The sequence below is a fragment of the Nocardiopsis sp. N85 genome (assembly GCF_028882275.1).
GTDB classification, from domain to species: Bacteria; Actinomycetota; Actinomycetes; order Streptosporangiales; family Streptosporangiaceae; genus Nocardiopsis; species Nocardiopsis lambiniae.
The window spans coordinates 130,764-145,126 of sequence record NZ_JARBUT010000006.1 but is presented as its reverse complement, the minus strand read 5'-3'; the positions used below and the strand labels follow the sequence as shown (position 1 = coordinate 145,126).

Sequence of the window (14,363 nt, the reverse complement as noted above, 5' to 3'; positions counted from 1 at the left end):
CAGGGCCGGGCGGTCGCGGGTCAGTGCTCGTGTTCGAGCCGGTCCTCGCGCTCGTGTTCGGCCGCGAGGTCCTGGTGCGCCGACGCACCCCTCAGCGTGACCAGGGACCAGATCGCGGCGAAGGCCATCACGCCGGCGCCGGCGAGACCGGTCACGGTGATCGCTTCGGTGAAGGCGCTTCGGGAGAGCTCCACAATGGCGGCTCCGCTGTCACCCCCGAGTTCGGCGGCGACGAGAAGGGCCTCCGCGAGGGTCGAGGACACCCGCTCGGTGAGGCCCGCCGTGAGGTCCATGGCGTGGCTTCCGGCAAGGACGGTCCGGGTGTACCAGGAGACGAGAACCCCGCCCAGGACCGCGGTGCCCAAGGTCATCCCGATCTCGTAGGCGGTCTCGGAGGTCGCGGCGGCCTGTCCGGCGCGCTCGGGCTTGACGGAACTCATGATGATGTCGTTGCTCAGGGTCAGACCCATGCCCGCGCCCAGCGAGACCAGTACCAGTGAGGCACCGACCAGCACGGGGCTCGACGCAGGGGTCAGGAAGGCGGTCAACACGAACCCGGACACCGCGATCGTGAGCCCGAGGGCGATCACGTAGGCGGGGAGGAAGCGCTTGACCAGTGCGGCCGCGACGAAGGCCGCGGTGGCCGCCATGAGCGCCTGGGGCATGAGCCAGACGGATGCCTGCAACGGGCTGAGACCGAGCACGAGCTGGAGGAACTGGACGAGCGCCACCAAGGCTCCGACCATGGCGAAGATGGACAGGACGTCCGTGACGACGGCCCCGCGGAAGTACCGGATCTTGAACAACCGGACGTCCATGAGCGGGGTGGGAAGCACGAGCTGCCTGCGAACGAACAGGCCGATCGCGATCAGCCCGATGACCACGGCGGCGACGCCCAGGGCCGGCCCCTCGTCTCCGGTGAGCGTCTTGATGCCGTACACAACGCCGATCAGTCCGACGAAGGAGAGCAGGACGCTGGGCAGGTCGATCCTGTGCAGATCGGGGTTGCGGCTCTCGGGAAGCAGAGCCGGACCCAGGATGAGCAGGACCACCATCACGGGGATGTTCATCAGGAACGCGGCCTGCCAGCTGAAGGTCTCGATGATCCAGCCGCCGACGATCGGTCCGGCGGCCGCGCCGACGGAGGCCATCGCACCCCACACCGCCATCGCGTAACGGCGCTGCTGACGGTCGAGGAACATGTTGCGGACCAGGGACAGCGTCGAGGGCATCATGAACGCACCGCCCACACCCAGGAGCGCACGAGCGCCGATCAGCATCCAGGGCGCCGTGGCCAGCGCGCCGAGTACGGATGCCATGGTGAAGAGGACCGCGCCGATGAGCAGGTTCCGCCGCCTGCCGAACCGGTCTCCGACGGTCGCCATCGCCACGAGCAGACCGGCGAGGACGAGCGAGTAGATGTCGATCATCCACAACTGCTCGGTGCCCGTGGGGCTCAGCTCCGCCGAGATGGCGGGCAGGGCCATGATCAGGACGGTTCCGTCGATGGTGATGAGCAGCAGTGGCAGGACGAGAACGGCGAGGCCGATCCAGGTCCTGGTCGTGGCCTTGGGAGGGCTGGTCATGGTGGGCCCCTGAGCGTTGGTCTGTTCGGACAGCGCCCAGTAGAAACTCCGACGTCGCGTCGGAGTCAATGGCGCCCGTCATGACCTCCGCCACAGAGGGGTCGACGGGTTCGGGACATGCGAGGTACGGGCCGGTACCCGGCCCGGGAGGCGGTTCGTGGCCCCCGGCCGAGGTTCGCACGGGCCCGCCCCGCCCCTGGACCGGTCAGCCCTGCTCGGTTCCGTTCCGCCGCCGCACGAGGGCCAACCGCTCCTGGATACGGCGCAGTACCCGGTGCTGGACGGGTTTGAGGGCCTGCTCGTTCAGTTCGTCCAGCAGGGCCGAGACCTTCGGACCGGGGTCGGACACACCCACCAGTCGAGCCGCGACCGGTTCGAGCGCGGCGAGCCAATCGTCCATCAACGACTCGGCCTCCTCCTCCGTGGTGTCGGGGCCGAGGGCGTAGAAGCGTGTGGTCAGCGGCTCGAACCGGGCGATCATCTCCCTGCCCACCGCGCCGAGCCGGGCGGTGAGGCCCACTGTTCCCTCCCGGCCGAGGACGTGTCCGAGCAGGACGAGCTGTTCGTGTTCGAGCCGGGCCATGTCCTCGGGCACCCCGGCCCCAGGGGGCGAACGCCACACCGACAGTTCCGGGGGCAGGTCGGGCGGGGAGCCACTGCTGCGCAGGGCGGCGATGTCCGCCCTACGGGTCTTGAGCCGTTCGATCTCGGCGGCCGCCTGGCGGTCGAGTTCGTCCAGCAGTTCCTCTGCGGCGGTGGGGTCGTCGAGCACCGTCGGCAGCGCGGACAGGGGGATGCCCAGCGCGGTCAGCCTCGCGATCCGTAGGAGCCGCACGAGGTCGCCCACGTCGTAGCGCCGGTAGCCCCCGGCCGAACGCGGTGGTTCGGGCAGCAAACCGATCTGGTGGTAGTGGCGCAGCGTGCGGACGGTGACACCGGCCAGTTCGGCGAGTTCACTGCTGAGCATCGTATGACTCCTCGGAGTTGCGATCCACGGACCCCCGGCGGCCGGGGTTCATCGTCGTCGTCATGTGGGCTCATTTCGATGAAGTGTCAACGAACTCTGTAGACTGCTCCCATGAGTGAGGAACCACGCTGGCTCAGCCCGGACGAACAGAGGGCCTGGGAAAACTTCATCCGCATGCAGGAAGCACTCATCGGAAGGCTGTCCCGCCTCGTTCGCTCCGACTCCGGACTGTCCGCCGCGGACTACATGGTCCTCGTCCGGCTCACCGAGGCGAAGGACGGGGAGATGCGCTTCCTGGAACTGGCCAAACTCGCCGAATGGGAGAAGAGCCGCATGTCCCACCAGGTCACGCGGATGGCGAAGCGCGGACTCGTGACCAAGAGGGAATGCCCCGACGACGCGCGCGGAGCGTTCGTCGTCGCCACTCCTCTCGGCTACCAGGCGATCCAGGAGGCCGCGCCCGTGCACGTCGGGCACGTCCGCCGTCTGTTCATCGATGCCCTGACCCCGAACCAGCTCATCACGTTCGCCCGACTCTCCCATCGCGTCCTCGAACATATGGAGAAGCAGGCGGACTGAGCCGGCGGCACGGCCCCCTCGCACGGATCCGCGTCAGCCTTCCCCGACGGTCAGCGGTGTTCGGGGTTGGCGTTGTCGGGACTACAGCCGGCGTCCCAGGCCGCGCGCTGGTTGCCGTAGGCCGGGAAGCCGCCGGCGCGTCGGATCATCGCGGCCGTGTGCATCAGGTTGTAGGTCATGAAGCTGATGTTGCGGTTGGCGAAGTCGTTCTCCGGGCCGCCGGAGCCCTCGTCCAGGTAGGACGGGCCGGGGCCGACCTCACCGATCCAACCGGCGTCGGCCTGGGGCGGGATCGTGTAACCGATGTGCTGCAGGCTGAAGAGGATGCTCATCGCGCAGTGTTTGAGGCCGTCCTCGTTGCCGGTGAGCAGGGTGCCGCCCACGCGCCCGTAGTAGGCGTACTGCCCCTGCTCGTTGAGCACACCGGAGTAGCCGTAGAGTCGCTCGATCACCCGACGGGTCACCGAACTGTTGTCGCCCAGCCAGATCGATCCGGCGATGACCAGGATGTCGGCGGCCAGGACCCGCTCCAGCAGCGCGGGCCACTCGTCGGTCTCCCACCCGTGTTCGGTCATGTCCGGGCGGACCCCGGTGGCGATGTCGTGGTCGACGGCGCGGAACCGGTCCACGCTGACCCCGTTCGCCTCCATGATCGCCGCGCTGCGGTCGATCACCCCCTGGGTGTGGCTGAGCTGCGGGGACCGGTTGAGGGTGCAGTTGATGTAGAGCGCGCGCAGCCCTCTGAAGTCGGGCTTCTCGTTCACGGGTACGGTCATGGGATGTCCTTTCGGAGGTTCGGTCGTGCTGACCGGCGATTCGGTTCTGTTGTCCGTTCGGTTCGCTGGTCGGCGGCGAAGAGAAGGCGGGACGGGGCGGGCCGACGACTTGGGGAGGGCCCGGTGTGCGGTCTTCAAGCGGCCTTGAGGGTCGCCTCGATGGCGCAGTAACCGCCGACCGGGGCCACGACGGTCCTGTCGACGACGAACCCGGCAGCGCCCAGAAGAGCCGTGTACTCGGACTCGGTACGTTCCCGCCCGCCGGCCATCGTCAACATGATCAGATCGCTCGGCTTGCTCGGGTGCGGCTCGTCGCCCAAGGGCAGCAGCGACTCGATCACCACGAGCCGGGCACCCGGTCGAGCCGCCTCCGTGATGCGCGCGAGCAGCCGCGCGCAGTCCTCGTCGGACCAGTCGTGCAGGACCGCGGAAAGCAGGTAGACGTCGGCCGAGGGCACCCCGGCGAAGAAGTCGCCGCCGACCACACTCACCCGGTCGGCCAGTCCGGCCGCGCTCATCCGGGCGGTGGCGGCGGGGACGACCCCGGGCAGGTCCATGACGACGCCGCGCCGCCGGGGCGCGTCGGCCAGGAGGGTTGCGAGCACCGAACCGTCGGCGCCGCCGATGTCCGCGACGACCTCGCCCTCCGGCAGCCGGTAGTCGGACAGCAGGGCCTGACGCGGTCCCCCGTTCAGCTCGGCCATCGCTGAGGTCAGGCTGGGCAGGTGTTCGGGGTGTTCGCGCAGGTAGGGGACGAATTCCTGGTCGTGGCGCAGCGCGAACCCGGTTCGGCCGGTGCGTAGCGTGCCGAGGAGTTCCCCGAACGCCTCGTAGTGGGTCTCCATCCACAGCAGCGCGGTTCCGCGCAGGGAGCCGGGGGTGTCCTCGGCCAGGGTGGCGCCCAGGTCGGTGACGGCGAAACGATCGTTCGCCTGGTGGGTCACCACACCGACGCCGCTGAGGGTGTGCAGGACCCGGCGCAGCGGGTCCTCCAACACGCCGGTCTCCTCCGCCAATTCGGCGGCGGTCCGCGGTCCCGCGAGCAGCTTCGCCGCGAGATCGAGCTTGGCGACCACGTAGAGGGCCTGGGAGACGGCGAACCCCGACAACATCCCCGCCATCTGAGCGGAGAGCGTGCCGGATGACTGCTCGTTCGAGGGGGCCGATGCCACTTCTGGGGCCATGGTGAATCTCGTTTCCCTGGGTTCGGACCGCACGCTCAGCAGTGCGTCCGCGCTATCGGCCAAAATTGAGGTTAGAAGGTGTGCATTGAATACGTCAAGTGTGTAGAAGTTAGAATCCGGACGTGTCTTCCGAGCCCAGGACCTACCGCTCCCCCCGCCGCGAACGCGACGCCGCCCGCACCCGCGAGGAGATCCTCGACGCGGCGCGGAGGCTGTTCGTCAGCCGCGGGTATCCGCGAGTGACCATGTCCGACATCGCTCGTGAGGCCGGAACCGCGGTCAAGACGGTGTACGCCAGCGCCGGTACCAAGGCCGAGCTTCTGCGCGAGTTGCTCAGGCTCGACGTGGCCGAATCCTCGGCCCCCGCGACCATCGAGGAACTCCGTTCCGCGCCCGACCTGGCCACGGCCACCGCCTGCCTGGCCCGGGGAACCCGTTCCGACCACGAACGCTTCGGCGACTCGATCGACCTGCTGTACGCCTCGCTGGGCGACGAGGGCGCCGACCGGATCTGGCAGCAGGTCATGGGGAGCTACCGCGGCGCGCTGCGCGAAGCCGCGACCGTCCTCGTCGCGAAGGGGTTGGTGCCCGAGGGCCTGGACACCGAGGAGGTCTCGGACCGCCTCTGGTTCTGTTTCGGGATCGCCGCCTGGCGCACCCTGCTCCATGACTGCGGCTGGGACCACGGCCGGGCCGAATCCTGGCTCGGTGCCCAGGCGGTCGCGGCCCTGGGCGGGCCGGAGTCCGGCTGATCTCGTCTGTCGGATCGCCCTTCCCCCCAACGGTCTCTCGATGACCGGGTAGCCGCTTCTCTGGTGGCGGTGATACGCATGATTAAACCCCACTGGTTGACTAATCATCAAATTCTGATGCCGGTGCGGAGTGTCGAAAACCTGCCCTGAAGTGGGTTTATGGTGTTTCGAAAGTCGAGGTCTGGACAGTCAATTTCCAGCAAGTGAGTTGATGTATCAACTACATGTTGCTAGCGTGACGACCAGGTCGAACCAAACAGGCCCGGACCGGCCCGAGCCGGTCGGAGGCGGGCACCGCGCTGACAGGGGCAGGCATGAGCGGCGAATCCGGAAAGAAGACGTACGAGGGGCGTTCGATCGCGGTCACCTTCGAGGCGGAGCTTTGTCGGCACGCCGCCGAGTGCGTCCGCGGTCTGCCCGAGGTGTTCGCCATCGAACGGCGTCCGTGGATCCAGCCGGACAACGCCTCCGCCGATCGCACGGCCGAGGTGGTGCGGCGCTGCCCTTCGGGCGCGCTCGCTTACCGCCACGTCGGCTGAGACGACGGTTTTCGAGCCCGTGCTCCGACGTCACCGTCGACGGCACCCTGTACGACCTCGTCGAAACCATCACGGAGGCATGACCATGACCCACGGCACCGTCACCGAAACCGAGCCGGCCGAGCGCAACACCGAGATCGTGCTCACCGCGATGCGGGAGCTCTTCATCGAGAAGGACCTCACCGCGCTGGACCGGTACTGGGCCGAGCCGTACGTGCAGCACAGCCCCCGGATGCCCGACGGCCTCGACACCCTGCGCGCCGTGGTGCCCGGCCTGGAGGGGTTCTCCTGGGAGCCGCAGCGCACCGCGGCCCAGGGCGACCTCGTCTTCACCCACAGCCTCGTCCACGGTTGGGGGCCCGGCCCGGTGGTGATCGTCGACATCTTCCGTTTGGAGGACGGCCGCATCGTCGAGCACTGGGACGTCGTCCAGGACCTCACCCTCCCGGAGTCCACGGCCAGCAAGAACCCCATGGTCTGAACTCGTTCACGGGACGGCCCGCCAGGTCGTGCCGTGAACGGGTCGGGTCCCGGAACGGGTGTTCCGGGCCGGTCAGAGGAATCTTGGTCGAGTCGCCCCGGAGCGCGGTTCCGCTTGACCTGGTTCGGGGCCCAGGGTTTCCCATCGGTGTTCGTCACCGTGCGGGAGTTTCGCGAGAGCGCGCGCCCTCATGCTCCTCGGAGCGTGCGTCATGGCCGTGTTCGCGACGTTCTGGACCGGCCTGACCGCCTGGGCCGCACAGCGGTGGCGGGTGCTCGCGGGGGAGTCGCCGCGGCAGCCACAGGGGGAACGCGTCCCCACTGCCAGTTGTTGATTAGTCAACTAGATTCACATAGTGTGCCGTTGACCGGAAGTCGTCAGAAGGAGAAGGAGTGATCATGGCTGTCGAAGTGAACGACGTGCCCGAGGTGAAGCGATACGAGGCCCGCGTCGACGGGGCGTCCGAGGTGGCGGGGGTGGCGCAGTACATCCGTACGGACGAGCTCGTCGCGTTCGTGCACACCGAGGTGGCGCCGGAGTACGAGGGCCGGGGCGTCGGTTCGGCGCTGGTGCGCACGGCCCTCGACGAGACCCGGGCCGCGGGCCTGCGGGCGCTGCCGACCTGCCCCTTCTTCGCGGCCTGGATCTCCCGCCACCCGGAGTACCAGGACCTGGTGTACCGGTCCCGGAGCAAGGTCGGCGACTGACCGGATCCCGCCGATCCGATTCGGCTGATCGAATGCGGCCCGGACGGCGACCACGGCCGCACGAGGACCTTCGCTCCGAAGCCTCCGCGCAGCGCGTGGACGGCTCCGTCTCCGCCGCTCAGCCCGGCGACCGCCGCCGCGAGATCCTCGTTCACCGGGTCGAGGATCGTGGGACCGAGCGCCGCGATGGTCGGGCGCCGGTCACACCCTCGCCCGGTTCGACCGCGGTACCCGAGAACTCGTGCCCGGGGGACCTCCGGCGGCGTCGCCCCGGTGAGCGGTTGCGCGTGGCCGGAGTCGAGGCCCGTCGGGAGAGTGGTAGACGCGCAGGTCGCCTCCACGGACGCCGGGGAAGACGTTCCGCGGTTTCACCTGCCTCGGGCCGGGACCCGGTTCGGGCACCTCCTCGACGCGGAGATCCCCTCCGCGTACAGCCGTGCCGCCTTCATGGTGTCCCTGCCCCTCTCCACGGCCGTGCGGCCTGTCGGGACCCCGGCCTTCCGAGGCCCGGGGAAACGGTCTCATCAGGGGCGATCGCCGCGCCAGTGACACCACGTCACGTCCTCACCCCTACCAACGTCATGTGCGGGTGTTGACGCGGCGTCACTACCCGGTGGACGCCCCGACGGCTTGAATCGCAGAGCACCTGACCACCGGCGACGCCGCGGAAGCAAGGACTGGACGACATGGCACTTCCCAAGCTCCACACCATCGAGGACCTCTTCGACTCGCCGCAGCGTACCAACGCGGCGATCTCCCCGGACGGCACCCGGATCGCCTTCCTGGCACCCTGGAAGAACCGGCTCAACGTCTGGGTCCAGGACCTCGAACCCGGTTCCGAGCCCCGCCCGGTCACCGCCGACCAGATCCGCAGCGTGCAGAGCTTCGAGTGGGCCGACGACCCGCGCTACCTGCTCTACCTCCAAGACGACGGCGGGGACCAGAGATGGCACCTGTACCGGGTCGATCTCGACACCCCGGAATCGGCGGCGGTCGACCTCACCCCTTTCCCCGGGGCCACGGTCCTGGGATTCTCCCCGTCCCCGGTCGGCCCAGGGAAGGTGACCCTGCTGCTGAACACCCGCGACCCCGCGACGTTCGACTCCCACGAGCTCGACATCGCCACGGGCGAGCTCAGCCTGCTGGCCCAGAGCCCCGGCCCCGGCAAGATCTGGGTCCAGGCGGGCGACGGAGCACTGTTCCTGTCCGAGCTGACCGACCGGGGAGACGTGGAGTTCTCACGCCGCGACCCCGCCACCGGCGAGCCGCACAAGGTCCTCGAATGGAAGGGCGCCGACTACCCCGTGGGGTCGCCGTGGCAGATCACGCCGGACGGGACCGGCCTGTGGATCGTCTCCAACCGGGGCACCGACCGCACCCGCCTGGTCCGGGTCGACCTGGCCACCGGCGAGGAGACCGAGGTCGACAGCCACCCGAACTTCGACGTCGACGCGCGCACGATGGTCGACCCCGCCGTGCCCGACCCGCTGATCCGCGACCACCGAGGGGAACTGCTGGGGGTGCGCTACCTCGGCGAGCGCCAGGTCGTCCACGCCCTGGACCCGCACTTCGCCGAGGTGCTGGCCGACCTGGAGCAGCTCTCCGAGGGCGACCTGTCCCACGTGTCCTCCGACCGGGACGGCCGCCGCTGGGTCGTCTCCTTCGAACACGACCGCGACCCCGGCGCCACCTGGTTCCACGACCACACCACCGGGGAGTCCCGACTGCTGTTCCGGCCCTTCCCGCACCTGGCCCCGGAGACGCTGGCGCCGATGCGCCCGGTCTCCATCACCGCCCGCGACGGGCTGACCCTGCCCTCCTACCTCACCCTGCCCGTCGGGGTGGAGCCGAAGAACCTGCCGCTGGTGCTGCTGGTCCACGGCGGCCCCTGGGCCCGCGACTCCTGGGGGTACTCCCCTCCGGCCCAGCTGATGGCCAACCGGGGCTACGCGGTGCTACAGGTCAACTTCCGCGGCTCGACCGGGTTCGGCAAGGCGCACACCCAGGCCGCGATCGGCGAGTTCGCGGGCAAGATGCACGACGACCTGATCGACGGGGTGGACTGGGCGGTGGCCCAGGGGTACGCCGACCCGGACCGGGTGGCGATCGTCGGCGGCTCCTACGGCGGGTACGCGACCCTGGTCGGCGTGACCTTCACCCCCGACCGGTTCGCGGCGGCCGTGGACGTCGTCGGGATCTCGGACCTGGCGAACTTCATGCGGACCCAGCCCCCGTTCGTCCGGCCCGGCCTGATCAACAACTGGTACCGGTACATCGGCGACCCCGAGATCCCCGAGCAGGAGGCGGACATGCTCGCCCGCTCGCCGATCACCCACATCGACCGGGTCCGCACCCCGCTGATGGTGGTGCAGGGCGCCAACGACCCGCTGGTCGTCAAGGCCGAGTCCGACAACATCGTCGAATCCCTGCGCTCGCGCGGCGTGGAGGTCGAATACATGGTCGTCGAGGGCGAGGGACACGGGTTCGTGAACCCCGAGAACCAGATGGCCGTGTTCGAGGCCGCCGACCGCTTCATCGCCCGGCACCTCGGCGGACGGCTCGGTCAGAGCTGACCGCCGCATACCGCACCATCCCGTCCCGCCCCGGCGAGCCCAAAGGCAGGAACCCCTGACATGAACCTCAACGAACCCATACGCGACGTCACCGAACAGACCGAGACCGCGAACACCGACCACACCGGCCGTGCCGGTCACAACGACCGTGCCGAACCGCCGGCGGACCTGAAGCAGGAGGTGCTCAGGGGACTGGGCGGGGTGTCGGGGATGGTCTACTCCGCCCTGCCGGTCGTGGTCTTCGCCGCGACCGTCCCCTTCATCGCCCTGTCCGCCGCGATCAGCGCCGCCATCGCGTTGGCCCTGATCCTGGGCGCGTACCGGCTGTGGCGCGGGGAGCGGATCATGCCCGCGCTGGGCGGGGTGATCGCCGTCGCGGCCGCCGGCGGCATCGCGGCCTCCACCGGCTCGGCCAACGACTTCTTCCTGTTCGGGATCTGGAGTTCCCTGGTCCTGGCCCTGCTCACTCTGGGCACGGTCCTCGCCCGCCGCCCGGTGACCGGTCTGGTCTGGAACCTCCTCCACGGCAACTCCCACGCCTGGCGTCAGGACCCGCCCTCACTGCGAATACACGACCTGGCAACACTGGCGGTGACGGCCGTGCTCGCCGCCCGGTTCGTCGTTCGGCAGTGGATGTACCTGGCCGACTCCACCACCGGGCTGGCCGTCGCCGACACGGTGACCGGCTTCCCGCTCACGGTGGCGGCGGTGCTCGTCATCGTCTGGGCGTTCCGCCGCACCACCAGGCGGCTGGTCGAGCCGGACGGCTCCGCGACCGGTCCGCGCGGCTGACCCGTCCCTCCCCGCGGGCCCGTGCTTCACGGAGCCGCCCCACCAGCTCGCGCGTGCCCGCCGTCCCGGTCACGCGCGACCAACTCCCCGAGGAGGCCGGCCACCGTGCGCCGCAGCCCGACGATCTACTTCACCTCCTACGCGCTGTCCCTGCTGGGATCCGGGATCGCGAGCGTGGTGATTCCGCTTCTGGTGCTCGACCGCACCGGCGACGTCCTCGCGGCGGGCATCATGGCGACCGCGGGCATGGCCGTCTCCGCGCTGACAGGGTTCTTCTCCGGGCTGCTCGTCGACCGGGTCGACCGGCGCGCGATATCGGTCGCGGCCAACCTGCTCACAGCCCTGTCGATGGCGGCGCTGTTGGTCATCGACCTGGCCTGGGGCCTGAACCTGGCCTGGTTCCTGGCGGTCGCCGTGGTCGGGGCGTTGATCCGGGTTCCGGGGATGACCGCCCAGGAGACGCTGCTGCCCGCCCTGGCCCGCCTCGGTGAAACAGAACCCGGTCGGGAGGGGCGTCCGGTCCGGCTGGACCGGCTGGTCGCGGTCCGCGAGACCGTGGGCAACGTGCTCCTGCTGGCCGGTCCCGGGCTGGGCGGGCTGCTGGTCGCGCTGTTCGGCCTGTCCCCGGCGATCCTGCTCGCCGCCGCCGCGACCGGCCTGCTCGCCGCGCTGAGCACGCTCGTGCTCGACCCGAGGGCCGGGCGGGTCCCGCCCCGGGACCCCGTCCCGGCGGGCGCCGCCGGTGGCTCGCTGCGCCGGGCTGCGGCCGATCTGGCCGACGGGTGGCGGTTCCTGTTCCGCAACCGGCTGGTTCTCGGATCGACCCTGGTCACCGGGGTTTTCATCGCGGTGCTGAGCATCCTACAGACCACCCTCATGCCCGCCTACTTCACCGAGCAGAACCTCCCCGAGCTCACGGGGCTGACCCTGAGCGCGATCGCCGCGGGCAGTATCGGGGGCTCGGCCGTCTACTCCGCCTTCGCGCTCCGGGTCCGCCGCCGGGTGTGGTTCGTGATCGGGATGCTGGGCGTCCTGGTCGGCTTCGCAGCGGTGGGCAGTATGGCCTCCCCCTGGTTGGTGCTGGGCGGCGCGGCCCTGGCCGGGTTCCTCTTCGCTCCGGCCGGAGGCGTGCTCGGGGTACTGACCATCGAGGCGACCCCGGACGCCATGCGCGGTCGTGTGCTGGGAGCCCAGAACACCGTCATGCTCTCCGCCCCCGCCCTGACCAGCGCCCCGCTCGCGGCCGTGGCCTCGGTGGCCGGTCTGCCCGTGGCCGGGGCCGTGATCGCGGTCCTGGTCGGGGTCACCGCGCTGGCGGCGCTGGCCGCCCCGGCGTTCCGCCGGATCGATGACCTCGGTTCCGAGCCGGAGGAAGCGGACCCCGACCCTTCCTCCATCCAAGCGTGACGTACGGGTGTTCGAACCGGGGCCCGAAGCAGGAAACGGGAAGGGAGAGATGAGCACCGACAAGAGGAGACCACGACAGGTCTGCGCCCTGCGAGGGCTCAGGCCCCTGCGCCGCAGGCTTCCGCTCCTGCCCATCGCGTTGGTCGCGGGCGTGGTCCTGTGGCTCAACCAGAGCCCCTGGTGGGGGTGGGCGCTGATCGCGATGCTGCTGGTGACCTTGGGCGCGACGACCCGCTGGTGGCGGCGTGGCCCCTGGCTCCTGCGGACCGGGGCCTGGCTGCTCACGGGGGCGCTCGTGAGCGCCACGGCGGTGGCGGCGTATCCGGCGCCGCAGAACCGCCTGGCGGGAGGTCGGGACCGCACCCCGACCGAACTCGTCGAGACGCGGGAGGGGCCCGTCCAAGGGGTCCTCGACGACCCGGGCACGGTCGAGGTCTTCGCGGGCATCCCCTACGCGCAACCGCCGGTGGGAGAGCTGCGCTGGCGGGCGCCCCAGCCGCCCCTGCCGCACACGGAGGTGTTCACCGCCGACCGCTTCTCCGACGTACCCGTCCAGAGCGAGTCCACCTTCACCGCCCGCGCGCTCGCGCAGATCATCGACGTCCCGCTGGAGGGCACCCTCCTCAACCCGTATCCGGTCAGCGAGGACAGCCTCACCCTCAACGTCTGGCGGGCGGCCGAGCGCGGCCCGGAGCCGCTGCCCGTCCTCGTCTACATCCCCGGCGGGGGATTCATGACCGGCTCCGGCGCGCTGCCGCTCTACGACGGCGCGGCCCTGGCCTCCCGGGGCGAGGTGATCACCGTGACCCTCAACTACCGACTGGGCGTCCTCGGGTTCCTCGCCCATCCCGACCTCGCCGACGAATCCGGCCCCGAGGCCTCGGGCAACTACGGGATCCAGGACCAGATCGCCGCCCTGGAATGGATCCGCGACAACATCGCGGCCTTCGGCGGCGACCCCGACCAGGTGACCGTGGCCGGAGAGTCGGCCGGCGGCGAGAGCGTGTGCCTCCTGGGCGCGACCCCTCTGGCGGAAGACCTCGTGGACGGCGTCATCGCAGGCAGCGGAGCCTGCATGGGCACCACCGGAGACACCGAGGACGGCGACCAGTTCGACACTCGCGAGGCGGCCACGGACGCCGGACTCCGTCTGAGCGAGGAACTGGGCGGAGCCACCCTGGAGGAGATGCGGGCGATGCCCCTCGACCGAATCCTGGAGGCCGCGGAGCCGCTGGCGAGCCACTGGCGTCCCTTCGTAGACGGCCACGTACTGCCCGCGTCACCGCCGGACATCTACACGGCCGGGGACCAGCCGGACCTGCCGATCCTGGTCGGCAGCAACGCGGACGAGGCTTCCCTGGCTCTGGCCCTGCCACCCGACGCCGACGTCGACGAGTACCACGAGACAGTGCGGGCCGATCACGGCGAGGACGCGGAACGGTTCCTGGAGCTCTACCCCGGAGAGACCGAGGAGCAGGTCCTCGACTCGCTCTTGCAGGCCCGGACCGACAAGGTCATGACCCGGGCGATGCACCGCTGGGCACGCCTACGGACACGGACCGGTGAATCGGACGCCTACCTCTACCACTTCTCCCACGTCCCGCCCGAAGACGGCCTGGAGAAGTACGGCGCCTACCACGGGGCGGAGGTGGCCTACGCCTACGACAACCTCGGTACCGACGGCGACGCCGACTACACCGAGACCGACCACCGGCTCCGCGACCAGATGAGCGCCTACTGGGTCAACTTCGTGCGCACCGGCGACCCCAACGGGCCCGACCTTCCCGCCTGGCCGACGGTGCGGGAGGCTCCCGAGCAGGTCATGGCGTTCGACGGCGGCAGCTCGATGGCGCCCCGCCCGCGCCCGGAGGCCGTCGACTTCTGGATGGACCACGACGGACCGATCCCCTAGGAGACCGACCCCCCAGGAGCAGACGTTCGCGAGAACCTCCGAGGCGCCGGTGCGCTCGACGAGCCCGGTGAGCGAGCTCTCCACCTGCCCCGGGGTGCCGAAGACCGC

At 70.1% G+C, this 14,363-nt stretch carries 13 protein-coding genes; 9 read left to right on the top strand and 4 right to left on the bottom strand.

What is annotated here, in order from left to right; translation table 11 throughout:
* Nucleotides 1-20: 20 nt before the first annotated feature.
* Both PWG71_RS10980 and PWG71_RS10975 read right to left on the bottom strand, forming a co-directional pair.
* Nucleotides 21-1,586 carry an MFS transporter gene (locus PWG71_RS10980; RefSeq protein WP_274809559.1) on the bottom strand — a complete coding sequence of 522 codons (1,566 nt, stop codon included), beginning with the start codon at nt 1,584-1,586 and terminating at the stop codon, nt 21-23.
* A gap of 205 nt (nt 1,587-1,791) precedes the next feature.
* Nucleotides 1,792-2,553 (bottom strand): MerR family transcriptional regulator, encoded by a 762-nt coding sequence (locus PWG71_RS10975; RefSeq protein WP_274809557.1) that lies wholly within the window; start codon nt 2,551-2,553, stop codon nt 1,792-1,794.
* Nucleotides 2,554-2,664: 111 nt separating this feature from the next.
* Between PWG71_RS10975 and PWG71_RS10970 the strand changes: the two genes are divergently transcribed.
* Nucleotides 2,665-3,132 (top strand): MarR family winged helix-turn-helix transcriptional regulator, encoded by a 468-nt coding sequence (locus PWG71_RS10970; protein WP_274809556.1) that lies wholly within the window; start codon nt 2,665-2,667, stop codon nt 3,130-3,132.
* Between the two features lie 50 nt (nt 3,133-3,182).
* On the opposite strand, the gene PWG71_RS10965 is transcribed toward PWG71_RS10970, so the two are convergent.
* Both PWG71_RS10965 and PWG71_RS10960 read right to left on the bottom strand, forming a co-directional pair.
* Nucleotides 3,183-3,908, bottom strand: coding sequence for a flavodoxin family protein (locus tag PWG71_RS10965; protein ID WP_274809555.1), 726 nt, complete (start codon nt 3,906-3,908; stop codon nt 3,183-3,185).
* Nucleotides 3,909-4,042: 134 nt separating this feature from the next.
* Nucleotides 4,043-5,092: a methyltransferase gene (locus tag PWG71_RS10960; protein WP_274809554.1), complete on the bottom strand. Its 1,050-nt coding sequence runs from the start codon at nt 5,090-5,092 to the stop codon at nt 4,043-4,045.
* A 122-nt stretch (nt 5,093-5,214) separates the two neighbouring features.
* Here PWG71_RS10960 and PWG71_RS10955 point away from each other — a divergent pair, with 122 nt between their 5' ends.
* From PWG71_RS10955 to PWG71_RS10920, 8 genes are all read left to right on the top strand, one after another.
* On the top strand, nt 5,215-5,844 hold the full coding sequence (locus PWG71_RS10955; RefSeq protein WP_274809552.1) for a TetR/AcrR family transcriptional regulator: 630 nt from the start codon (nt 5,215-5,217) through the stop codon (nt 5,842-5,844).
* Nucleotides 5,845-6,158: 314 nt separating this feature from the next.
* Nucleotides 6,159-6,383, top strand: coding sequence for a (4Fe-4S)-binding protein (locus PWG71_RS10950; protein WP_274809550.1), 225 nt, complete (start codon nt 6,159-6,161; stop codon nt 6,381-6,383).
* Between the two features lie 79 nt (nt 6,384-6,462).
* A complete protein-coding gene (locus PWG71_RS10945) occupies nt 6,463-6,864 on the top strand; it encodes a nuclear transport factor 2 family protein (protein ID WP_274809549.1) in 402 nt (133 codons plus the stop codon).
* 398 nt (nt 6,865-7,262) lie between these two features.
* Nucleotides 7,263-7,571: a GNAT family N-acetyltransferase gene (locus tag PWG71_RS10940; RefSeq protein WP_274809547.1), complete on the top strand. Its 309-nt coding sequence runs from the start codon at nt 7,263-7,265 to the stop codon at nt 7,569-7,571.
* A gap of 686 nt (nt 7,572-8,257) precedes the next feature.
* A complete protein-coding gene (locus PWG71_RS10935) occupies nt 8,258-10,144 on the top strand; it encodes a S9 family peptidase (protein ID WP_274809546.1) in 1,887 nt (628 codons plus the stop codon).
* Between the two features lie 60 nt (nt 10,145-10,204).
* Nucleotides 10,205-10,936: a DUF3159 domain-containing protein gene (locus tag PWG71_RS10930; protein ID WP_274809545.1), complete on the top strand. Its 732-nt coding sequence runs from the start codon at nt 10,205-10,207 to the stop codon at nt 10,934-10,936.
* A gap of 105 nt (nt 10,937-11,041) precedes the next feature.
* Entirely contained in the window at nt 11,042-12,343 is a 1,302-nt protein-coding gene (locus tag PWG71_RS10925) for an MFS transporter (protein WP_274809544.1), read from the top strand.
* A gap of 49 nt (nt 12,344-12,392) precedes the next feature.
* Nucleotides 12,393-14,255 carry a carboxylesterase family protein gene (locus tag PWG71_RS10920; protein ID WP_274809543.1) on the top strand — a complete coding sequence of 621 codons (1,863 nt, stop codon included), beginning with the start codon at nt 12,393-12,395 and terminating at the stop codon, nt 14,253-14,255.
* Nucleotides 14,256-14,363 lie beyond the last annotated feature (108 nt).

What these genes read in the sequence shown, in the direction of transcription:
- PWG71_RS10950 (WP_274809550.1), top strand. Translation starts at nt 6,159, where the DNA reads ATGAGCGGCGAATCCGGAAAGAAGACGTACGAGGGGCGTTCGATCGCG.
- PWG71_RS10945 (WP_274809549.1), top strand. Translation starts at nt 6,463, where the DNA reads ATGACCATGACCCACGGCACCGTCACCGAAACCGAGCCGGCCGAGCGC.
- PWG71_RS10965 (WP_274809555.1), bottom strand. Translation starts at nt 3,908, where the DNA reads ATGACCGTACCCGTGAACGAGAAGCCCGACTTCAGAGGGCTGCGCGCG.
- PWG71_RS10940 (WP_274809547.1), top strand. Translation starts at nt 7,263, where the DNA reads ATGGCTGTCGAAGTGAACGACGTGCCCGAGGTGAAGCGATACGAGGCC.
- PWG71_RS10980 (WP_274809559.1), bottom strand. Translation starts at nt 1,586, where the DNA reads ATGACCAGCCCTCCCAAGGCCACGACCAGGACCTGGATCGGCCTCGCC.
- PWG71_RS10960 (WP_274809554.1), bottom strand. Translation starts at nt 5,092, where the DNA reads ATGGCCCCAGAAGTGGCATCGGCCCCCTCGAACGAGCAGTCATCCGGC.
- PWG71_RS10970 (WP_274809556.1), top strand. Translation starts at nt 2,665, where the DNA reads ATGAGTGAGGAACCACGCTGGCTCAGCCCGGACGAACAGAGGGCCTGG.
- PWG71_RS10920 (WP_274809543.1), top strand. Translation starts at nt 12,393, where the DNA reads ATGAGCACCGACAAGAGGAGACCACGACAGGTCTGCGCCCTGCGAGGG.
- PWG71_RS10930 (WP_274809545.1), top strand. Translation starts at nt 10,205, where the DNA reads ATGAACCTCAACGAACCCATACGCGACGTCACCGAACAGACCGAGACC.
- PWG71_RS10975 (WP_274809557.1), bottom strand. Translation starts at nt 2,553, where the DNA reads ATGCTCAGCAGTGAACTCGCCGAACTGGCCGGTGTCACCGTCCGCACG.
- PWG71_RS10935 (WP_274809546.1), top strand. Translation starts at nt 8,258, where the DNA reads ATGGCACTTCCCAAGCTCCACACCATCGAGGACCTCTTCGACTCGCCG.